The organism is Aeribacillus pallidus (assembly GCF_050478865.1).
Lineage (GTDB): Bacteria > Bacillota > Bacilli > Bacillales > JACDOC01 > JACDOC01.
Map to the genome: position 1 here is coordinate 24,348 of NZ_JBCNBW010000055.1, position 21,251 is coordinate 45,598.

20 protein-coding genes are annotated in these 21,251 nt (G+C 40.1%); 18 read left to right on the plus strand and 2 right to left on the minus strand.

Annotation, left to right across the window (positions count from 1 at the left end; genetic code table 11):
• Positions 1-70: 70 nt before the first annotated feature.
• Entirely contained in the window at positions 71-637 is a 567-nt protein-coding gene (gene safA / locus ABES52_RS12125; protein ID WP_429651438.1) for a SafA/ExsA family spore coat assembly protein, read from the plus strand.
• 121 nt (positions 638-758) lie between these two features.
• Here safA and ABES52_RS12130 read toward each other — a convergent pair whose 3' ends face one another.
• Positions 759-2,468 carry an Rqc2 family fibronectin-binding protein gene (locus ABES52_RS12130; protein WP_429651420.1) on the minus strand — a complete coding sequence of 570 codons (1,710 nt, stop codon included), beginning with the start codon at positions 2,466-2,468 and terminating at the stop codon, positions 759-761.
• 163 nt (positions 2,469-2,631) lie between these two features.
• Between ABES52_RS12130 and ABES52_RS12135 the strand changes: the two genes are divergently transcribed.
• From ABES52_RS12135 to spoVM, 17 genes are all read left to right on the plus strand, one after another.
• The gene (locus tag ABES52_RS12135) at positions 2,632-5,322 is read left to right on the plus strand and encodes a calcium-translocating P-type ATPase, SERCA-type (protein ID WP_429651421.1); all 2,691 of its coding nucleotides are present in this window, start codon (positions 2,632-2,634) and stop codon (positions 5,320-5,322) included.
• A gap of 146 nt (positions 5,323-5,468) precedes the next feature.
• Positions 5,469-6,344, plus strand: coding sequence for a YicC/YloC family endoribonuclease (locus ABES52_RS12140; RefSeq protein WP_429651422.1), 876 nt, complete (start codon positions 5,469-5,471; stop codon positions 6,342-6,344).
• A gap of 51 nt (positions 6,345-6,395) precedes the next feature.
• Positions 6,396-6,650, plus strand: coding sequence for an extracellular matrix/biofilm regulator RemA (gene remA / locus ABES52_RS12145; protein ID WP_429651423.1), 255 nt, complete (start codon positions 6,396-6,398; stop codon positions 6,648-6,650).
• 14 nt (positions 6,651-6,664) lie between these two features.
• Positions 6,665-7,282, plus strand: a complete 618-nt coding sequence (gene gmk, locus ABES52_RS12150) for a guanylate kinase (RefSeq protein WP_429651424.1) — start codon at positions 6,665-6,667, stop codon at positions 7,280-7,282.
• Positions 7,282-7,491 (plus strand): DNA-directed RNA polymerase subunit omega, encoded by a 210-nt coding sequence (gene rpoZ / locus ABES52_RS12155; RefSeq protein ID WP_429651425.1) that lies wholly within the window; start codon positions 7,282-7,284, stop codon positions 7,489-7,491. The genes gmk and rpoZ overlap by 1 nt, the downstream gene beginning before the upstream one ends.
• A 105-nt stretch (positions 7,492-7,596) precedes the next feature.
• Complete coding sequence (gene coaBC, locus ABES52_RS12160) at positions 7,597-8,817, plus strand: bifunctional phosphopantothenoylcysteine decarboxylase/phosphopantothenate--cysteine ligase CoaBC (protein ID WP_429651426.1); 1,221 nt, start codon at positions 7,597-7,599, stop codon at positions 8,815-8,817.
• Positions 8,808-11,225 carry a primosomal protein N' gene (gene priA / locus ABES52_RS12165; RefSeq protein ID WP_429651427.1) on the plus strand — a complete coding sequence of 806 codons (2,418 nt, stop codon included), beginning with the start codon at positions 8,808-8,810 and terminating at the stop codon, positions 11,223-11,225. The genes coaBC and priA overlap by 10 nt, the downstream gene beginning before the upstream one ends.
• Positions 11,226-11,252: 27 nt before the next feature.
• Complete coding sequence (def, locus tag ABES52_RS12170) at positions 11,253-11,726, plus strand: peptide deformylase (protein ID WP_429651428.1); 474 nt, start codon at positions 11,253-11,255, stop codon at positions 11,724-11,726.
• Positions 11,727-11,734: 8 nt separating this feature from the next.
• Positions 11,735-12,688 carry a methionyl-tRNA formyltransferase gene (gene fmt / locus ABES52_RS12175; protein ID WP_429651429.1) on the plus strand — a complete coding sequence of 318 codons (954 nt, stop codon included), beginning with the start codon at positions 11,735-11,737 and terminating at the stop codon, positions 12,686-12,688.
• Entirely contained in the window at positions 12,681-14,021 is a 1,341-nt protein-coding gene (gene rsmB / locus ABES52_RS12180; protein WP_429651430.1) for a 16S rRNA (cytosine(967)-C(5))-methyltransferase RsmB, read from the plus strand. The genes fmt and rsmB overlap by 8 nt, the downstream gene beginning before the upstream one ends.
• A complete protein-coding gene (rlmN, locus tag ABES52_RS12185; protein ID WP_429651431.1) occupies positions 14,022-15,113 on the plus strand; it encodes a dual-specificity RNA methyltransferase RlmN in 1,092 nt (363 codons plus the stop codon).
• A 5-nt stretch (positions 15,114-15,118) separates the two neighbouring features.
• Positions 15,119-15,871 (plus strand): Stp1/IreP family PP2C-type Ser/Thr phosphatase, encoded by a 753-nt coding sequence (locus tag ABES52_RS12190; RefSeq protein WP_429651432.1) that lies wholly within the window; start codon positions 15,119-15,121, stop codon positions 15,869-15,871.
• 5 nt (positions 15,872-15,876) lie between these two features.
• On the plus strand, positions 15,877-17,835 hold the full coding sequence (gene pknB, locus ABES52_RS12195; RefSeq protein ID WP_429651433.1) for a Stk1 family PASTA domain-containing Ser/Thr kinase: 1,959 nt from the start codon (positions 15,877-15,879) through the stop codon (positions 17,833-17,835).
• An 11-nt stretch (positions 17,836-17,846) separates the two neighbouring features.
• Positions 17,847-18,728 carry a ribosome small subunit-dependent GTPase A gene (gene rsgA / locus ABES52_RS12200; protein ID WP_429651434.1) on the plus strand — a complete coding sequence of 294 codons (882 nt, stop codon included), beginning with the start codon at positions 17,847-17,849 and terminating at the stop codon, positions 18,726-18,728.
• A 2-nt stretch (positions 18,729-18,730) separates the two neighbouring features.
• Positions 18,731-19,399, plus strand: a complete 669-nt coding sequence (rpe, locus tag ABES52_RS12205) for a ribulose-phosphate 3-epimerase (RefSeq protein WP_429651435.1) — start codon at positions 18,731-18,733, stop codon at positions 19,397-19,399.
• A 252-nt stretch (positions 19,400-19,651) separates the two neighbouring features.
• Positions 19,652-20,302, plus strand: coding sequence for a thiamine diphosphokinase (locus ABES52_RS12210; protein ID WP_429651436.1), 651 nt, complete (start codon positions 19,652-19,654; stop codon positions 20,300-20,302).
• A gap of 109 nt (positions 20,303-20,411) precedes the next feature.
• Positions 20,412-20,492 (plus strand): stage V sporulation protein SpoVM, encoded by an 81-nt coding sequence (spoVM, locus tag ABES52_RS12215; RefSeq protein WP_017551496.1) that lies wholly within the window; start codon positions 20,412-20,414, stop codon positions 20,490-20,492.
• Between the two features lie 70 nt (positions 20,493-20,562).
• Here the strand turns inward: spoVM and rpmB are convergent, their stop codons facing one another.
• Positions 20,563-20,751, minus strand: a complete 189-nt coding sequence (gene rpmB / locus ABES52_RS12220; protein WP_429651437.1) for a 50S ribosomal protein L28 — start codon at positions 20,749-20,751, stop codon at positions 20,563-20,565.
• Positions 20,752-21,251 lie beyond the last annotated feature (500 nt).

Sequence of the window (21,251 nt, forward strand, 5' to 3'; positions counted from 1 at the left end):
AAAATGAAGGAGTGTAGGCAAGGTGAAAAAATTAATATTTATCATTGGGCTTTTCATCTGTCTTTTGCCAATGCAAACGGCATTTGGACAAGGGACGATTACCCATACTGTTGTTCCTGGCGATACAATGTGGAAATTAGCAGTAAAATATCAAGTAGGTTTAACAGAAATTATTGAGGCAAACCCACAAATTAAAAATCCTGACTTAATTTATCCTGGGCAAAAATTAAACATACCGACTTATGATGCGATTAAAAAAATCGAACACGAAGTCATTCAGTTAACGAATCAAGAACGTGCAAAATACGGGTTACCCCCATTAAAACCGTATTGGGAGTTATCAAGGGTCGCTCGCTTTAAATCCATGGATATGCGAGATCGTGGGTATTTTTCTCATAATTCACCAACATACGGTTCTCCGTTTACGATGATTAAAAACTTCGGTATTTCCTATAGTGCCGCAGGAGAAAATATTGCCGCAGGTCAACGGACACCACAAGAGGTCGTTCGATCGTGGATGAACAGCCAAGGCCATCGCCAAAACATTTTAAGTCAAAACTATACGCATATCGGAGTTGGGTATGCAAAAGGTGGCGCATACGGTTATTACTGGACACAAATGTTTATTAGACGATAATTTCATGAGAAAAAAGGCTCTATAATTTCACCAAAGTGGAGCCTTTATTTTTACGAAATTCAGTTGTATGAACCTTCCAACTGAAAAGTGTGACAAAAAAAGGGCCTGCATCAAGCTGGCCCTATTTTATCTTTTTCATTTGTAGCACTTTTTCTTTTGAAGGAGTAACATACACGGTTTGCTGATGATCATAAATAACAAACCCAGGTTTTGCGCCACTTGGCTTTTTCACATATCGTACTTTTGTAAAATCAACCGGAACCGAGCTGGATTCGCGGCCTTTACTAAAGTAAGCCGCAATCATGGCTGCTTCAATAATCGTCTCCTCCGATGGTTCCGTACTGCGAATAACAACATGTGAACCTGGGATATCTTTTGTATGTAACCAAATTTCATCTTTTTTAGCTACTTTGTTGGTCAAGTAATCATTTTGTTTGTTATTTTTTCCAACTAAAATTTCCGTTCCGTCTGACGCTTCGTACACTTCTAAAACAGGTTGCTGTTTTTGCTTTTTCACCGTTTTTGTTTGTTTGGGGCGTAAATAGCCTTCTTCTACGAGCTCCTCGCGAATTTCTTCAATATCTTTTGGTGATGCGGTTTCAATTTGTTGTAACAGACGATCGAAATAAGCGACTTCGTTTTCGGCTCGTTCAATTTGCTCGGTTACTACTTTTATCGCGTTACGTGCTTTTTGGTACTTGGAAAAATACCGTTGAGCATTTTCTGCCGGTGTTTTTTGCGGGTCAAGTGGAATCGTGACTGTTGAGCCATTTTCATCATAATAATTCACGACTTCAATTTCGGTCATTCCTTTTTGAATGGCGTAAATATTAGCCGTTAACAATTCACCGTATAACTGATATTTGTCTGCTTGTTGGGCATCTACTAACGTTTGCTTCAACTTTTCGATTTTAGCTTCATTTTTTTCTTTTTCTTTTTTAATAAACCGTTCTAAATCATGGGCCTGTTGCTTTACCCGGTCCCGTTCGGCTTTTCCAAAATAAAACGCATCAAGCATTTCGCTCAATGTGGAAAACGAACGAGTTTCCCCTTGAATATGTTCTAACGGAAATAAATAGAACGATTCTTTTTGACCGTACATAATACTCGGTTCGTACTCGTGATGACGGATTCGCTCCATCATTGGTAAAAAGGCTTTTGGTACGGTTGAGCGGTTTGGTAACTTCGCTTGCCACAAAATTTCTTTTGCTAATAACGGGGAAACACCTGCAAATGCTTGGACGATTTGTTTGTCTACTTTTCCGCTATTAAAGTCAAGCGCTTGTAATACATCATCTTCCCGAGCATTTAATGGATTTCGTTTATCTTGACTTGGCGGAAAAATATATGTTTGCCCTGGTAATACGGCACGGTAGCGATTGACAGCATAGGAGATATGTTTAATGCTATCTAAAATCATTTGTTTTTCTTCATCGACTAAAATTATGTTGCTATGCCGTCCCATCACTTCAATAATAAGTTGCTTCTTTGTGACATCACCTATTTCATTTCGACCTTTCACACGAATGATTATCATGCGGTTTAATTCATGTTGTGAAATTTCTTCAATAATACCTCCTTCTAAATGTTTACGTAAAAGCATGCAGAACATCGGAGGTTCTGGTGGATTTTCATACGTCTCCTTCGTCAATTGCACCCGTGCATAAGATGGATGGGCAGAAAGTAATAGGCGATAGTTCTGCCCTTTGGAACGAACAAGTAAAACAATTTCTTGCTTATATGGTTGATGAATTTTATTAATACGTCCGCCGACAAGCGTTTCGGCGAGTTCGTGACACATCGCTCGCGTAAACAGTCCATCAAAAGACATGATGAAACACCCTTTACTTTAAAAATATTTTCCAACTTCCATGAATAAAAAGGAAGGTGCCTTTCACAGAATGAATAAATTATAACATTTTTTTGGACGAGTCTGAATAAGCTTCCTATGAGTATGGATTTTAGGACGGGAAGAGGGAGAGTGAATCGTTCAGATGAAGTATCATCAAATGCCAATAAAAGAGATAGAACAAGCGCTACGAACGAATAGTAAAACGGGTCTTCACGAAGAAGAAGTTCAAAAACGAAGAAAGCAGTTTGGATGGAACGAACTCGAAGAAGGGGAGAAGCCCTCTTTATTACTATTATTTTTTAGTCAATTTAAAGATTTTATGGTTCTTGTTTTATTAGCAGCTACTCTCATATCAGGCTTGTTAGGAGAATACATTGATGCTATTGCCATCATTGCTATCGTATTCATCAATGGCTTGTTAGGTTTTTTTCAAGAAAGAAAGGCGGAAAAGTCATTAGAAGCTCTAAAAGAATTGTCATCTCCCCAAGCGACCGTTCTTCGAGAAGGGAAGTGGATCACCATTCCAACGAAACAAATTGTCGTTGGGGATATTTTAAAATTTGAAAGCGGTGACCGAATTGGAGCGGATGTTCGGATCATAAAGGCGAACAATTTAGAAATTGAAGAATCCGCTTTAACCGGAGAATCGGTTCCTGTCAGTAAACATGCGGATCCCATATATGAAGAAAGTGTTAGCTTAGGCGATGTCGCGAATATGGCCTTTATGGGAACGATGGTCACAAGAGGAAACGGGATAGGTATCGTAAGTGCGATCGGGATGAAAACAGCCATGGGCAATATTGCTCACCTTTTACAACATGCTGAAAGCATGACGACCCCTTTACAACGGCGTCTTGAACAATTAGGGAGAATTTTAATTACTGCAGCTCTTTTACTAACCCTGTTAGTCGTAGCTGTTGGGGTGTTACAAGGGCATGATGTGTATACGATGTTTTTAGCAGGGGTATCGCTAGCAGTAGCCGCTATCCCAGAAGGATTACCAGCGATTGTGACGGTCGTTTTATCCCTTGGTGTTCAGCGCATGATAAAAAAGAACGCCATTGTTAGGAAACTACCAGCGGTAGAAACGTTAGGGTGTGCTTCTGTTATTTGTTCCGATAAAACCGGTACGATGACCCAAAATAAAATGACCGTCACTCACTTATGGAGTGGGGGAAACTTATGGACCGTCACTGGAAATGGGTATGAACCAAGCGGTCAATTTTATCGAGCCAATCAATTAGTTCATCCCCATAACGACCGAAGTATGCACCTTTTAATGCAGTACGGATTGTTATGTTCAAACGCACAATTACAAGTAAATGAAGATCGATACTTCATTAACGGCGATCCAACGGAAGGGGCGATGGTTGTTGCCGCTTATAAGGCAGGACTGAATCGTGAACAATTGGCAACAGAATTTCTATTGGAACATGAACTTCCGTTTGATTCCAAACGAAAAATGATGAGTGTCATTGTAAAAGATCGACAAGGTACGCGGTTTTTGGTCACGAAAGGGGCACCAGATGTACTGCTTTCCAATTGTAATGCCATCCTTTGGAACGGACAAACGGTCCCTCTATCAAAAGAAAAAGAGCGCATATGTATAGCCACAATTGAACAATTGGCTTCTCAAGCACTACGGACCATTGCGGTCGCTTATAAAAAGTTACCTAATTCTACTATACCAATGGTACCTGAATCCATTGAACGAGATTTAACGCTTGTCGGGTTTCAAGGGATGATCGATCCACCGCGTCCAGAAGTAAAACAGGCTGTGGCCCAATGTCGTCAAGCTGGCATAAAAACCGTCATGATTACTGGGGATCATGTGATCACCGCAAAGGCAATTGCGAAACAATTAAGCATTTTACGGCCAAATGATCGCGTCATTACAGGACAACAATTAAATGACATGACGATCGAAGAGTTAGAACAAGTAGTCGAACAGACATCTGTTTTTGCGCGCGTGTCCCCTGAACATAAGTTAAAAATTGTTAAAGCCTTTCAAAATCGTGGGCATATTGTAGCGATGACTGGCGATGGAGTAAACGATGCCCCAGCGATTAAAGCAGCGGACATTGGGGTTGCCATGGGGATTACTGGAACAGATGTGACAAAAGAAGCTTCATCCCTTGTTCTTTTAGATGACCATTTTGCTACGATTAAAGAAGCGATTCAAGAGGGACGCAATATATATGAAAATATTCGTAAGTTTATTCGCTATTTACTCGCCTCCAATGTGGGAGAAATATTAGTCATGTTATTTGCGATGTTGCTCGCCTTACCACTTCCCCTCGTTCCGATACAAATTTTGTGGGTGAATTTAGTGACAGATGGGTTACCAGCCATGGCTTTAGGATTAGATCGACCTGAAGATGATGTGATGAACCGAAAACCTAGACATCCGAATGAAGGCGTCTTTGCACGCGGACTAGGTTGGAAGGTCATATCGCGAGGATTTTTAATCGGATTTGCGACTTTATTAGCCTTTTTAATAACGTATGATCAACATCCGAACGATTTAGCATACGCGCAAACATGCGCTTTTGCGACCCTTGTGTTAGCGCAATTAATTCACGTCTTTGACTGTCGCAGTGAAACCTCTATTTTTTCGAGAAATCCATTTGGCAATATGTATTTAGTGTGGGCCGTGTTATCTTCGATTGTGTTAATGATCGTTGTCATTTATTTCCCACCATTACAACCAATTTTTCATACAGTCGCAATTGATCCAAGAGATTGGTTATTAATTATTGCTTTAAGCGCCATCCCGACCTTTTTACTAGCAGGGACATTTTTTGCAAGAAAAAGACGAAAAAGTATGCTATAATCAGAAAGGTAGTAGAGTCTTCTCTATTACCTTTTTTATTGTTTTTAAACAAAATAACATTTACTGTTATAAATACGACATTTACTTCAAATGAACATGTATAAAATACGTATAAATCGTTTACTACTAGATTGGAAGTGATTGTCATGGTTCTTAGTATGACGGGCTACGGAAGAGCGCAAGTGTCCTCAAATCAATTAGATGTTACAGTTGAAATGAAATCGGTCAATCATCGATTTAGTGAAATACAAATTCGCATGCCACGGCAACTTTTAAAATTGGAAGAAAAAATGAAGAAAATCTTGTCGCGTTTTATTCACCGAGGACGTGTTGAGGTCTTCGTAACCATAGAAGGAGAAGGACTGATTCATCGTTCGTTACATATTGACTGGGAGCTATTAGATGATTATTATCAATTAGTAAACAGAATCACAGAAAGATACAATCTCCCTAAGGATGTTACGCTTCAAGATCTCCTCATGCGGGATGAACTAATTTCGATTGAAGAAAGAGAAGAAGCAAATGAAGAAGTGGAACAGTTAGTTTTAGCCGCAGTGGAAGAAGCGGGGAAGCAATTGTTGGACATGCGCCAAAAAGAAGGCGAAGAATTACATAAAGATTTAGAGCTCCATCTACAAAAGCTTTGTACAACAGTCGAATCGTTAAAAGAATTAGCCCCTTCGGTTGTCAAAGCATATAAAGAACGGCTTGAAAAGAAAATGAAGGAATTTGCTTCCGGGGTGTTTGACGAAGCTCGATTGTTAACCGAGGTGGCAGTTTTCTCAGACAAAGCCGATATTAATGAAGAAATTACTCGTTTACTTAGCCACATTCAACAATTTCAACACACCCTGCAATTACAAGAGCCGGTTGGTCGAAAGCTGGACTTTTTAATTCAAGAAATGAACCGGGAAGTCAATACCATCGGTTCGAAAGCAAATGATTCTCACATTGCATCGAAAGTTGTTGAAATGAAAACATTTTTAGAAAAAATGAGGGAACAAGTTCAAAACATCGAGTGATGGTACCATCATAGACCATTTTAGTAGAACAGGGAGAATTGGGGGAGCAGCATGGCGATTAAATTAATAAATATTGGGTTTGGCAATATTGTATCCGCCCACCGTATTATTTCTATTGTAAGCCCGGAATCAGCACCTATCAAACGATTAATTCAAGAAGCGCGTGAAAAAGGAACGTTAATTGATGCCACATATGGTCGACGAACGCGTGCTGTCATTATTATGGATAGCGATCATGTCATTTTATCAGCCGTTCAGCCGGAAACGGTGGCCCATCGACTAGTGGATAAAGAGCTAGATGAATAATAGGGGGAACAGGAATGAAGGAAAAAGGATTGTTAATCGTTCTATCTGGCCCATCAGGTGTCGGAAAAGGAACCGTACGAAAAGCGCTTTTCGAACAAGAAAATACTCAATTTGAATATTCGATTTCAATAACGACCCGCCCACCTCGTGAAGGTGAAGTGGATGGAGTAGATTATTTCTTTAAAACCCGCGAAGAATTTGAACGATTGATTAAAGAAGGAAAACTACTTGAGTATGCTGAATATGTCGGCAACTATTACGGTACACCTGTCGATTATGTAAAAGAAACGATGGATGCTGGAAAAGACGTTGTTTTAGAAATTGAAGTCCAAGGGGCGAAGCAAGTGCGGGAAAAATTCCCAGACGGACTGTTTATTTTCCTTGCACCACCGAGCTTAGAAGAGTTAAAAAACCGCATCGTTTCTCGCGGAACTGAAACCGAAGAATTAATTATAAATCGCTTAGAAGAAGCAAAAAAAGAAATTGAAATGATGGACTTATACGATTATGTCGTAGTTAACGATCAAGTAGAACTTGCTTGCGAGCGAATTAAAGCCATCGTCAAAGCGGAGCATTGTCGACGTGAACGTGTGGCGAAAATGTATAAAAAAATGTTGGAGGGTGAGAAGTAATGTTATATCCATCCATTGATTCTTTAATGAACAAAATTGATTCTAAATACTCTTTAGTTACAATTGCGGCTAAACGTGCCCGTCAATTACAAGACAAAGAAGAAGGCATTTTAGAAAAGTACGTATCACAAAAATTTGTTGGTAAAGCGTTAGAAGAAATTGATGCTGAACGTCTTCGAATGGTTCCTGTGAAGGAATCGAAGGAATAACAACCTATTTTTATAGGTTGTTATTTTGTTTTATTTTAAGCCTCTCCTTCTAATGCTTGTTAAACTAAAGAAAGAAGAACCGATTTTGTATGAGGAGATGGGAGAATGACGTTACAAGGTAAACGAATATTATTATGTGTTACAGGTGGAATTGCGGTATACAAAGCATGTGCGCTAACAAGTAAACTTACCCAGCAAGGCGCTGACGTAAAAGTGATGATGAGCAAGTCAGCGAAACAATTTGTGACACCGCTTACCTTTCAAGCATTGTCACGGAATGAAGTGTACGATGATACGTTTGATGAAAAAAATCCGAAAGTTATTGCTCATATCGATTTAGCCGATTGGGCGGACTTAGTGTTAGTAGCTCCAGCAACAGCGAATATGATTGGAAAACTCGCCAACGGAATTGCTGACGACATGATTTCCACGACTTTGCTCGCTACGACGGCACCAGTTTGGATTGCGCCAGCGATGAATGTCCATATGTATGACCATCCGGCCGTGAAAAAAAATATTGCGACACTTGCTTCCTATGGTTATCGATTTGTCGAACCATCCGAAGGATATTTAGCTTGTGGATATATTGGCAAAGGTCGGTTAGAAGAGCCGGAAAAAATCGTCGCTTTAATGGAGGAGTTTTTTGCCAAAAAAGAGAGCCAACCACTTAAAGGAAAAAAAGTGTTAATTACAGCAGGACCGACACGTGAAAGACTTGACCCTGTCCGCTTTTTCACGAACCGCTCTACCGGGAAAATGGGCTACGCTTTAGCAGAAGTAGCTTCTTCGTTTGGTGCGGATGTTACGCTCGTTTCAGGACCGACTTCATTAGTGCCTCCAGCAAACGTCGAATTCGTATCGGTAGAATCTGCTGAAGAGATGTACCAAGCGGTCATTGAACGGTTATCTGATAGCGATATCGTTATTAAAAGCGCGGCCGTAGCGGACTACCGGCCGAAACAGACGTATCTACAAAAAATGAAAAAACAAGATGGAGACTTAATGATTGAACTGGAAAGAACAAAAGATATTTTAAAAGAAATTGGGAAAAGAAAAACGACCCAATATGTTGTAGGGTTTGCCGCAGAAACGAACGATGTCGAACATTATGCACGTCAAAAATTAGAAAAGAAAAATGCGGATATGATTGTGGCGAATAATGTGATAACAGCAGGGGCTGGTTTTGGAACGGATACAAACATTGTTACTTTTGTAAAGAAAGATGGTTCCACAAAGACGTTGCCGCTTATGTCTAAGCACGAAGTGGCGGAGAAGTTGTTTGAAGAAATTATTTCCGATATGAAAGAGGATGAACCATGCAAGTAGCCGCCGTAATTGTTGACGTTCCGACGATGCAAACAGACAAAGAGTTTGATTACCTCATTCCGGATGAGTGGGTCGGAAAAATAGTCCCAGGCATGCGCGTAATCGTTCCGTTTGGTCCACGTAAAGTCCAAGGGGTAGTTGTTCGCTTAAAGCCGACTTCAACGGTAAAAAACTTAAAAAAAATAAGTGAGCCGATGGACTTATCACCCGTATTAAACAAAGAATTGTTACAGCTCGGTGAGTGGCTGACGGAACATACGTTATGCTTTAAAATCTCTGCCTACCAAGCGATGCTTCCAGCGGCAATGAAAGCCAAATATGAAAAGAAGCTCGTTTTGGTAAACCGTGAAGGAATCAACCAGCTCCCAGTGGAATTGCAACAATGGTTTAACGATCGTACCGAAATCTCATGGAAAGAAGCAGATCAACGAAATTGGCTTTCAACGCTTCAAACAGCAGTATCGATAGGGACGTTTGAAGTCGTATACGATGTGAAAGATAAAGCACGAAAAAAAATCGAAAAGCATTATTTACTCAGCCATCCTACAGACGAGCTAAAACGAATCATGGATACTTTCTCTAAACATGCGAAAAAACAACGAGAAGTGCTAGAGTTTTTATTGAAATCTCCTGAAACGAGCTGGACGATGAAAGAACTAACGACCGCCTGTCAAACGTCAACATCGGTTGTTCAAGAGCTTGTGAAAAAAGGTATATTGCAAGAGAAGGAAGTAGAAGTGTATCGCGACCCTTATCAACATCGTTCGTTTGAAAAAACGTATCCGCTTCCGTTAACCGACCAACAACAAAAAGCGATTTCCCCAATCCTTTCGTCCATTGAAAACGGCGATCATCGCACGTATCTGTTATACGGAGTAACCGGAAGTGGAAAAACCGAAATATATTTACAAGCCATTCAACGAGTATTGGAACAAGGAAAAGAGGCAATTGTACTCGTTCCGGAAATTTCGTTAACCCCTCAAATGGTACACCGGTTTAAAGGGCGGTTTGGTGATGATGTGGCGGTGTTACATAGCGGCCTATCCATCGGTGAAAAGTACGATGAGTGGCGCAAAGTCCAACGAAAAGAAGTGAAGGTCGTTGTAGGAGCTCGATCAGCGATCTTTGCTCCATTCGAAAATATCGGCATTATTATTATTGATGAAGAACATGAAACAAGCTACAAACAGGAGGAGAATCCGCGATATCATGCGCGGGATGTGGCAATTTATCGCGGAAAATTCCATGGATGTCCTGTCGTTTTAGGAAGCGCGACACCATCGTTAGAATCGTTTGCTCGAGCTCAAAAAAATGTGTATCACTTATTGACATTGTCGAAACGAATGAATGACCGGTCGTTACCAGACGTTTCGATTGTTGATATGCGGGAAGAGCTTCGTAAAGGAAATCGGTCGATGTTTTCAACTCTATTATTCGAAAAGCTACAAGACCGACTCGAAAAAGGGCAGCAAACGGTCCTTTTTTTAAACAGACGAGGCTATTCGTCGTTTGTGATGTGTCGCGATTGTGGAAGCGTTATGCAATGTCCGCATTGTGACATTTCCTTAACGTATCATCGAGTGACGAATCAATTAAAATGTCATTATTGCGGGTTTGAAACGACCGTACCAGGGGTTTGTACGGAATGTGGAAGTGAACATATTCGTTATTTTGGCACAGGTACACAAAAAGTGGAAGAAGAACTTGGGAAATTGTTGCCTCATGCTCGAGTCATTCGCATGGATGTAGATACAACAAGTCGAAAAGGCGCCCATGAACGGTTATTAAGCCAATTCCAAGAAGGAAAAGCGGATATTTTATTAGGTACGCAAATGATTGCTAAGGGATTAGATTTTCCAAACATCACGCTCGTAGGTGTTTTAAGTGCGGATACCATGTTGCATTTACCTGATTTTCGCGCCTCTGAAAAAACGTTCCAGCTGTTGACACAAGTAAGTGGCCGTGCCGGGCGACATGAGTTACAAGGAGAAGTTGTCATTCAAACTTACACCCCCGAACATTACAGCATAGAATTAGCTGGGGAGCAAAATTATAACGACTTTTATCAGAAGGAAATGGTCATGCGTAAAATGGGACGCTATCCCCCTTTTTATTATTTAGCTCTCATACATGTGAGTCATGAAGATTTAATGAAGGTGATATCCGTCTGTGAAAAAATTACGTCTTATATGAAAACTCAACTCTCAGAAGAAGCAATTATTTTAGGACCTACCGTATCACCAATACCTCGGATCAACGATAGATATCGATATCAATGTTTGATAAAATACAAGCGGGAACCAAGGCTCATTCCTGCATTGAAGAAAATTTTAGACTTTTATGTGAAAGAACGTAATTCGGAAAATGTGTATGTATCCGTTGATTTACATCCATACATGATGATGTAGGAAGTGAAAAAGACAGGAGGAAATACGTTGGCTATTTTACCAATCGTTACGTATCCAGCAGACATATTAGAAACGAACTGTGAACGGGTCACAGTATTTGATAAAAAGTTAAGAAAACTATTACAAGATATGTATGATACAATGGTGGCTGCTGATGGGGTCGGACTAGCCGCTCCGCAAGTAGGGGTCAATCAGCGTATTGCGATTGTTGATATTGGGGATGAACATGGAACGATTGAATTAATTAATCCCGAAATTATTGAAAGCCATGGAGAAGATACGGATGTGGAAGGTTGCCTTAGTTTTCCGGGAGTGTACGGAAAAGTAAGCCGACCATATTCTGTTAAAGTAAAAGCCCAAGACAGGAAAGGGCGCTATTTTCTTCTAAAAGCGAACGGCTTTTTAGCGCGTGCCATACAACATGAAATCGATCATTTGAACGGAATCTTATTTACTTCTAAAATTATTGAATACGTCAAAGAAGAAGAATTAGAAGGGTAGGAGAGCGAATGACAAAAATCGTTTTTATGGGAACACCAGATTTTTCGGTCCCCGTACTTCGAAAAATCATTGAAGATGGGTACGACGTCGTGGCCGTCGTTACCCAGCCGGATCGTCCTGTTGGGCGAAAACGCGTGTTAACGCCACCGCCTGTAAAAGTAGAAGCCGAAAAGCATGGAATTCCTGTTTATCAACCGGAAAAAATTAAAGATCCTCAAGAATATGAAAAAATTTTAGCGTTACAACCCGACTTAATTGTAACCGCTGCTTTCGGTCAAATATTACCGAAAGAAATACTATATGCACCTCGTTACGGATGTATTAATGTTCATGCTTCCTTGCTTCCAGAATTACGAGGCGGTGCCCCGATTCATTATGCAATTCTTCAAGGAAAGAAAAAAACGGGAATAACCATTATGTATATGGTAGAAAAACTTGACGCAGGCGATATTTTAACGCAAGTGGAAGTCCCTATTGAAGAGGATGACCACGTTGGAAGTCTGCACGATAAATTAAGTGAGGCAGGAGCCAAGCTATTATCACAAACAATTCCGAAGCTTCTTCGTGGAGACATTGAGCCAATTCCACAAAATGATGAAGAAGCAACGTTTGCCTATAATATTAAACGAGAGCAAGAAAAAATTGATTGGTCGAAAAATGGAGAAGACATTTACAACCACATTCGTGGTCTTCACCCGTGGCCAGTGGCCTTTACGACATTGGCTGGTAACGTATTAAAAATTTGGTGGGGCGTCAAATATCCGCTCAATCATAAGAGTACACCTGGCGAAATCGTAAAGGTCGAAGAAGATGGTTTTGTGGTGGCTACGGGTAACGAAATTGGTATTAAAATTACCGAACTCCAGCCAGCTGGTAAAAAACGAATGGAGGCCAAGGACTTTTTACGGGGGGCAGGAAGTCATATTACAATCGGTATGAAGTTAGGAGAAGAAAATGTCTAAAACGAAAAACGTTCGCGAAGTTGCCTTAGACGTATTATTAGCGGTTGAGAAACATCAGTCGTACAGTAATATATTGCTCAATCATGTGATTAAAGAGCACCAATTGCCTCCAAAAGATACTGCGCTACTAACCGAGTTGACATATGGAACGATTCAACGTCAATATACTTTAGATTATTTCTTGGCTCCCTTTTTAAAAAAACCGAAAAAACTTCAAAGCTGGGTTCGCCAATTATTGCGATTATCCCTTTACCAGATGGTATTTTTAGATAAAATTCCTGATCGAGCGGTGATCCATGAAGCGGTCGAAATTGCGAAAAGAAAAGGGCATCGAGGAATTGCCGGGCTAGTGAATGGTGTTCTTCGATCAGTGCAACGCGAAGGAGTTCCTTCCTTAGATCAAATCAGCGATCCGATTGAGCGAATTTCAATTGAAACAAGTCATCCTATATGGTTAGTGAAGCGATGGGTTGAACAATTTGGACTTGAGCGAACAAAACAAATGTGTGAAGAAAATTTAATTGCACCTGTTCAAACCGTTCGTACGAACACCGTTCAACTTTCACGTGAACAACTTCTCGATCAGCTTACAAATGATGGCTGGAACGTTCAACCAAGTCCGATTGTTCCTGAAGGGATTCGCTCGTTACGTGGGAATTTAGCACATTCACAAGCCTTTAATGAAGGCCTGTTGACGGTTCAAGATGAAAGTTCGATGCTGGTTGCACACGCATTGAAACTAACACCGGGGATGAAAGTATTAGATTGTTGTGCGGCACCTGGTGGAAAGACCACACACATTGCCGAAATGATGGACAACGAGGGAGAAGTTTGGGCTCTTGATTTACATGAGCATAAAGTGAAGCTCATTGAAGAACAGCGGAACCGGTTAAAGTTAACGATTATTCATACGAAATGTATAGATAGTCGTAAGGCCGGAGATTATTTTGCTAATGAGACTTTTGACCGAGTGTTAGTGGACGCCCCATGCTCTGGTTTAGGAGTACTGCGCCGTAAGCCAGATATTAAATACTCGAAAAACGTAGAAGATGTGCAAGCTCTAAAATCTGTACAACAAAGCATCTTACATGCAGTGGCTCCTCTAGTAAAACAAGGGGGAATTCTTGTTTATAGTACATGTACGGTCGACCGAGATGAAAACGACCGAGTCATTGAACAGTTTTTGCAACAACATCCTGAATATATGCCTGAACCACTTTCACTTCCAGAACCCGTTCAACCGTTGGTTAACGGTCATCAAGTGCAAGTGTTTCCTCAAGATTTTGGAAGCGATGGGTTTTATATAGCATGCTTACGAAAGAAGGTGAAGTAAATGGAATCAACCACGGTGAAACAACGGAAAGTCCTACAAAAATCGGAAAAGCCATCCATTTACTCTTTTCAGCTTACAGAACTAAAAGAGTGGTTAAAAGATAATGGAGAAAAGGCCTTTCGGGCCGAGCAAATTTACGAATGGTTGTATAAAAAACGGGTCACTTCGTTTGATGAAATGACGAATTTATCAAAGAGCTTGCGGGAAAAATTAGCGGAACAGTTTTCCATCACTACGTTAAAAACGATCGTTAAACAAACTTCTCAAGATGGGACAATCAAATTTTTATTTGAATTGCATGACGGATATTCGATTGAAACGGTGTTAATGCGTCACAATTACGGTAACTCCGTTTGTGTGACAACACAAGTGGGATGTCGCATCGGTTGTACATTTTGTGCTTCTACATTAGGTGGTCTAAAACGGAACTTAGAAGCTGGGGAGATTGTTGCCCAAGTGGTAAACGTTCAAAAAGCACTAGATGAAGCAGGAGAACGGGTCAGCCATGTCGTAATTATGGGAATTGGTGAACCTTTTGACAATTATGATGAAATGATGGCCTTCTTAAAAATTATTAACCATGAGAAAGGTTTACACATTGGTGCCCGTCACATCACGGTCTCAACAAGTGGAATCATTCCTAAGATTTATCAATTCGCGGAGGAACAATTACAAATTAATTTTGCGATTTCACTGCATGCCCCAAATACAGAATTACGTACAAAATTAATGCCAATTAATAAAGCGTATAAACTCCCAGATTTAATAGATGCGGTGAAATATTATATTGAAAAAACTGGTCGTAGAGTAAGTTTCGAATATGGCCTATTTGGTGGCGTTAACGACCAAGTCGAACATGCTGAAGAATTAGCCCAATTAATTAAAGGTTTAAAATGTCACGTAAACTTAATTCCTGTAAACTATGTTCCGGAGCGAAATTATGTCCGAACGCCACGAAATCAAATATTTACATTTGAACGCACGTTGAAAAAACATGGTATTAATGTAACGATTCGTCGCGAACATGGGCACGATATTGATGCCGCATGCGGTCAGCTTCGGGCAAAGGAGCGGAAAGAAGAAACGAGGTGAGGAGCTTGCGGGCAGTTTATTATACAGACCGTGGGAAAGTGCGCCAATTAAATGAAGATAATGGAGGCATATTCCGAAATTCATATGGAGACGTGTTAGCGATTGTCGCTGATGGAATGGGAGGGCACCAAGCAGGGGAAGTCGCCAGTGAAATGACGATTTCCCTTTTGCAACAACAATGGGAGGCAACGACTGAACCATTTGAAACTCCACAGATGGCTGAACAATGGTTAAATGAGCAAATCAAATATGTGAATGATAAAGTATTTGAATATTCAACAAGCCATAAAGAATGCGAAGGAATGGGAACAACGTTAGTGGCCGCCATATGTACTGAAAAGTTTGTGACAATTGCCCATATTGGGGATAGTCGCGGGTACATATATAATGAACAAGGGATTCGTCAATTAACGGAAGATCATTCTCTAGTAAACGAACTCGTCCGAACTGGTCAAATCAGTAAAGAAGATGCCGAGCATCACCCGCGTAAAAATATCCTGTTAAGAGCTTTAGGTACCGAGGAAAAAGTCGAAGTCGAACTTAAAACAATTACATTTGAAGAAGGGGATTTTTTACTTCTCTGTTCGGATGGATTGTCTAATAAAGTGACGGAAGACGAAATACGTCATATTTTGGATGATAAGATATCCATTGAGGAAAAGGGCAAAACGTTAATCCAAATGGCAAACGATAACGGTGGGGAAGATAATATTACCCTTGTCATTATTGAATTCGCAGCTGATAGTGAGAGCGGGTGATGCACATGTTAATTGGTAAACGACTCAGTGGACGATATAAAATCTTAGACATGATCGGTGGCGGAGGAATGGCCAACGTCTACTTAGCAAGGGACGTTATTTTAGAACGGGATGTTGCCGTGAAAATTTTGCGATTAGACTTTGCAAGTGAAGAAGAGTTTATACGGCGTTTTCAACGGGAAGCACAATCAGCCACCAGTCTAGCTCATCCAAACATCGTTAACATTTATGATGTTGGTGAGGAAAATGATATTTACTACATCGTCATGGAATACGTTGATGGATTAACGTTAAAACAATATATCCAAAAGCATCACCCAATATCGGTTGAAAAAGTGTTAGATATTATGCTGCAATTAACATCTGCGGTTGCCCATGCCCATCAAAATCATATTGTTCATCGAGATATAAAACCGCAAAACATATTAATTGATAGAAATGGGAATGTCAAAATTACCGACTTTGGAATTGCTATGGCGTTAAGTGCGACGACGATTACCCAAACCAATTCGGTTTTAGGATCTGTTCATTATTTATCACCAGAACAAGCCCGCGGGGGAATGGCAACGAAAAAGTCCGATATTTATTCTTTAGGAATTGTCATGTTCGAGTTGTTAACCGGTCGGTTACCATTTTCTGGGGAATCTGCCGTTTCTATTGCGTTAAAACATTTGCAATCGAACATTCCTTCACCACGAAGATGGAATGAAAGCATTCCACAAAGTGTAGAAAATATCGTCATACGAGCGACGGCAAAAGATCCATTTCAACGCTATGAAAGTGCAGAAGAAATGGCCGAGGATTTGCGTACGGCATTAGAACCGGAACGTCTCAATGAACCGAAATTTATCATTCCCGAAGATGAAGAAGCAACAAAGGCAATACCGATTATTTCGAGTGAAAGAACTACCCCTTCATTGGATGAGACTATTGTCCATCATAAAAATGGAGAGGGTAAGTTAGGAAAGCAAGAAAAGGCTAAGAAAAAGAAGCGGAAAAAATGGCCATGGTTTTTATTCTTCTTTCTAATTGTCTTATCATTATTAGGGGTATTGGCTCTGACCGTTCTTCCTGATTGGCTTGGACCTGATGAAATCGAAGTTCCTTACTTAACTGGAGAGGAATTAGATAATGCTATATCAACCCTCATTTCACTAGGTTTTGAAGTAGGAGATACGACGGAAACTCCAAGCAATGAAATTGAAAAAGGAAAAGTGATAAAGACAGCGCCGAATGCTGGTAAAGTCGTTAAGGAAGGAACGGTAGTAGATTTATTTATAAGTTCAGGTAAAGAAACGATACGATTGGTCGATTTTACAGGCCGTTCGTACGAGCAAGTTGAAACGTTTTTAAAGAGTCAAGGGTTTCGGTCTGTCACGAAAAAAGAAGTTCATCATCATCAACCAGAAGGAACGATTGTTGGGCAATCACCAGAACCGAATACGGAAGTCGTACCAGAAGAAACCGATATTGAATTTACTGTGAGCATCGGACCTGAAAAAATTGTTTTAAAAGACTTAACAAACTTTAATTTACAAAATTTAAATGCCTATGCAGAAGCCACTGGCCTAGTTATAAACATTGTGGAAGAAAAGTATGACGATGAAGTCCCAATAGGCTTTGTTATTTCTCAATCACCTGAACCTGGAACTGAGCTGGACAAAGGGGATGAAGTGAAAGTCGTCGTATCTAAAGGGAAAGAAGAAATCCCACCGAAACAAGTTTTTCGAGAAATTACGATTCCTTACGATGCTGAACCACTAGGAACGCCACAAGAAATCCAAATTTTTATTGAGGACATCAATCATAGTATGACAGAACCGTATGAAACGTTTTATATTACTGAAACGGTGAAAAAACGATTGGAATTTTTTATTGCGCCCGGTGAAAAAGCTGGCTTTAAAGTGATTAAAGATCGCAATGTAATCATGGATGAAGTGATTCCGTATCCCGAAGAAGAATAAGGAGGAATGCTATGGCCGAAGGAAAAATTGTAAAAGCACTTAGCGGGTTTTATTATGTAAAAGAGGGGCAAACCGTTTATCAATGTCGCGGAAGAGGAGTGTTTCGTAAGAAAAACGTCACTCCTCTCGTTGGAGATTATGTTGTTTTTCAAGCAGAAAATGAACAAGAAGGTTACCTTTTAGAAATTAAAGAACGAAAAAATGAGCTAGTTCGCCCTCCTATTGCGAACGTAGACCAAGGAATTTTAGTGTTTTCAGCTGTCGAACCGGACTTTAGTCCAATTCTTTTAGATCGGTTTCTAGTTCTTGTTGAATCCAAAGATATCATGCCTATTATCGTCATTACAAAAATGGATTTACTCGATGAGACAACTAAAGAACAGCTTGAACAATATGTACAAGATTATCGACATATTGGGTACAACGTGATTAAAACTTCGATTAAAACGTCCGATGGAATCAAAGAATTACTCCCACTTTTAGACGGAAAAGTGTCTGTATTTGCTGGTCAATCAGGGGTTGGGAAATCGTCTTTATTAAACGCGATACGTCCTGAGTTACAATTAAAAACAGGGGCGATTTCTCACCATTTAGGACGAGGAAAACATACGACGCGACATGTCGAACTAATTGAAATTGGAAACGGCTTAGTAGCTGATACTCCTGGATTTAGTTCTCTAGAATTTATCGATATTGAAGCCGCCGATTTGAACCTTTACTTCCCTGAAATGGTGAAATGGAGTGAAGGATGTAAGTTTCGGGGATGCCAGCATATTAATGAGCCGAAATGTGCGGTAAAAGAAGCGGTGCAAGCAGGAGATATTCCTGTTTACCGTTATGAGCATTACTTGCAATTTTACGAAGAAATTAAAGACAGAAAGCCGAGGTTTTAATGATGATCAAAATCGCTCCGTCTATTTTGTCCGCTAATTTTGCGAAACTTGGAGAAGAAATCGTCGATGTGGAACGAGGTGGAGCAGATTATATCCACGTAGACGTAATGGACGGACATTTTGTTCCTAATATTACGTTAGGACCTCAAATCGTGGAGGCGATCCGTCCTATTACGAAGTTACCACTTGATGTCCATTTAATGATTGAACAACCTGACCGTTATTTAGATTCATTTGCAAAAGCAGGTGCTGATTACATATCAGTACACGTGGAAGCATGTTCACATTTACACCGGACCATTCAACATATCAAATCATTAGGGGTAAAAGCTGGGGTGGTGTTAAATCCTCATACCCCTGTGGAAATGATTCAACATATTATTCACGATGTCGATCTTGTCCTATTAATGACGGTAAATCCTGGGTTTGGCGGACAATCATTTATCCAAACGGTGTTACCAAAAATCCGTCAAGTTAAACATTTTGTTGATCAAAATGGACTAGATGTTGAAATCGAAGTCGATGGTGGAGTGAATGAGCAAACGGCTAAATTGTGTGTTGAAGCGGGAGCTAACGTGTTAGTTGCTGGTTCTGCCGTGTATAATCAAGAAAATAGAGCAAAAGCAATTGATGCGATCCGACAATCAGCTTTAAGTGCATTAAATAAATAATTTGTACGAAAGAAACCAGCCCTTGTGCTGGTATTCTTTTTAGAAGGATTGTTATATGTCATTGTTGTTTTTTAGTCAGTTATTCACACGGCGGCGACTCCAGCGGGAACAAGAAGCCGCAAGACCCTACTTGAGCGTAGCGAGGGAAGCGGCTTGCGGCTTGCCCGCGGAAAGCGTCCGCCACAAGCGATATGTATAAATATCAACAGTTAGTTATTTTAGGGTAGAGCCTTTTAGAAAGGAGAGGGACATGTGATTATCCATATTGTTGGTGGAGGTCCGAAGCATTTTTATCCGCCGCTGGGGCCATATGATGGTTCCTCCGTTGTTTGGGTTGGAGTAGATCGTGGTGTTAAACGGTTATTAGATGAGAAAATCACACCGCATGTTGCTTTTGGAGATTTTGATTCAGTCACGGAAAATGAATGGGAGGAAATTAATCAGGCTGTTTCTCATATTAAAAAATTTGTACCTGAAAAAGATGAAACAGATATGGAATTAGCATTAAATTGGGCTATCAGGCAGCAGCCGGAACGAGTTCGTATTTTTGGGGCAACAGGTGGCCGGCTAGACCATTTCATGGCGAACGTCCAACTGTTAACCTTGGATTCCGTTTTACGTTTGGAAGGAAAAGTGGAACTCATTGATGACCAAAATATCATTGCTGTTTATCCGCCAGGGGAATATCGATTACCTATCATCCATGATAAAAAATATGTTTCGTTTCTCCCACTTACACTAACGGTTAAGCAATTATCTTTACAAGGTTTTAAGTATCCTCTTCATCAAAGAGACATCTTCATGGGTTCGACATTAACGATTAGTAATGAACTAAAAGAAGATTATGGTACTTTTTCGTTTACTGAGGGCATATTAATGATGATAAGAAGTAACGACCTTTGATAGACGCCCGATTTAGGGAAGCTTACGTACTTATCGACTTCATTTGAATAATATAGGTTAGAATGTAATTTTGTCTAGAAAGCTTTTGATTTGATGAGGAGGGAGTATAATGAAATTTTATACAATTAAATTACCTAAATTTCTTGGAGGCATTGTTCGAGCAATGTTAGGAACCTTTAAAAAAGGATAAGACTAAAAAAAGTGTCCGACCGCGATTACGGAAGGACACCTTTTTTGTGTTTGAATTAGTGAAAACGTGATTACACACGCTCAACTTTACCTGATTTTAATGCTCTTGCAGAAACCCAAACACGTTTTGGTTTACCATCTACAAGAATGCGAACTTTTTGAAGGTTAGCTCCCCAAGTGCGCTTTGTTGCGTTCATTGCGTGGGAGCGAGAGTTACCGGAACGAGTTTTACGACCAGTGATTACACATTTTTTTGGCATTTTATTCCCTCCTCACTAGTGAAGCTATTTCCATATGAATCATCACTTGAAATTATCTTAAAAGATACCTTAATAATTTATCACACATAGTAAGAGATTGCAATACTTCTTGCAAAGACTTTCAAGAAAATTTCCTTGACATCGTGGAAGTATATAAGATCTATAAAAATGAAACTATTTCACTGCATAGTAAATAATTGGTTAGGTGAACAATAATAAAAGGGACATTCATTCCTAGACGAATTCCGATCATTGATACTTGTTTTTAATGAATGTATCGTTAAGGGATAAAACCCTCATCTGACATGAAGCGAAAGGCGGCGACTCCAGCGGGAACAAGAAGCCGCAAGAGCCATACTTGAGCATAGCGAGGAAAGCGGCTTACGGCTTGCCCGCGGAAAGCGTCCGCCTGTAGCGAAATGTATAAATATCAACAGTATCAGTTAACAAAGCCAAAAAATTTGTCCTACTATTAAGTTAGTTCCTTAACTCTCCTCTAT

Excerpts from the sequence above, each read along its gene's own strand:
- safA (WP_429651438.1), top strand. The coding sequence starts at position 71 with ATGCAAACGGCATTTGGACAAGGGACGATTACCCATACTGTTGTTCCT.
- ABES52_RS12130 (WP_429651420.1), bottom strand. The coding sequence starts at position 2,468 with ATGTCTTTTGATGGACTGTTTACGCGAGCGATGTGTCACGAACTCGCC.
- ABES52_RS12135 (WP_429651421.1), top strand. The coding sequence starts at position 2,632 with ATGAAGTATCATCAAATGCCAATAAAAGAGATAGAACAAGCGCTACGA.
- ABES52_RS12140 (WP_429651422.1), top strand. The coding sequence starts at position 5,469 with ATGGTTCTTAGTATGACGGGCTACGGAAGAGCGCAAGTGTCCTCAAAT.
- remA (WP_429651423.1), top strand. The coding sequence starts at position 6,396 with ATGGCGATTAAATTAATAAATATTGGGTTTGGCAATATTGTATCCGCC.
- gmk (WP_429651424.1), top strand. The coding sequence starts at position 6,665 with ATGAAGGAAAAAGGATTGTTAATCGTTCTATCTGGCCCATCAGGTGTC.
- rpoZ (WP_429651425.1), top strand. The coding sequence starts at position 7,282 with ATGTTATATCCATCCATTGATTCTTTAATGAACAAAATTGATTCTAAA.
- coaBC (WP_429651426.1), top strand. The coding sequence starts at position 7,597 with ATGACGTTACAAGGTAAACGAATATTATTATGTGTTACAGGTGGAATT.
- priA (WP_429651427.1), top strand. The coding sequence starts at position 8,808 with ATGCAAGTAGCCGCCGTAATTGTTGACGTTCCGACGATGCAAACAGAC.
- fmt (WP_429651429.1), top strand. The coding sequence starts at position 11,735 with ATGACAAAAATCGTTTTTATGGGAACACCAGATTTTTCGGTCCCCGTA.
- rsmB (WP_429651430.1), top strand. The coding sequence starts at position 12,681 with ATGTCTAAAACGAAAAACGTTCGCGAAGTTGCCTTAGACGTATTATTA.
- rlmN (WP_429651431.1), top strand. The coding sequence starts at position 14,022 with ATGGAATCAACCACGGTGAAACAACGGAAAGTCCTACAAAAATCGGAA.
- pknB (WP_429651433.1), top strand. The coding sequence starts at position 15,877 with ATGTTAATTGGTAAACGACTCAGTGGACGATATAAAATCTTAGACATG.
- rsgA (WP_429651434.1), top strand. The coding sequence starts at position 17,847 with ATGGCCGAAGGAAAAATTGTAAAAGCACTTAGCGGGTTTTATTATGTA.
- rpe (WP_429651435.1), top strand. The coding sequence starts at position 18,731 with ATGATCAAAATCGCTCCGTCTATTTTGTCCGCTAATTTTGCGAAACTT.
- spoVM (WP_017551496.1), top strand. The coding sequence starts at position 20,412 with ATGAAATTTTATACAATTAAATTACCTAAATTTCTTGGAGGCATTGTT.
- rpmB (WP_429651437.1), bottom strand. The coding sequence starts at position 20,751 with ATGCCAAAAAAATGTGTAATCACTGGTCGTAAAACTCGTTCCGGTAAC.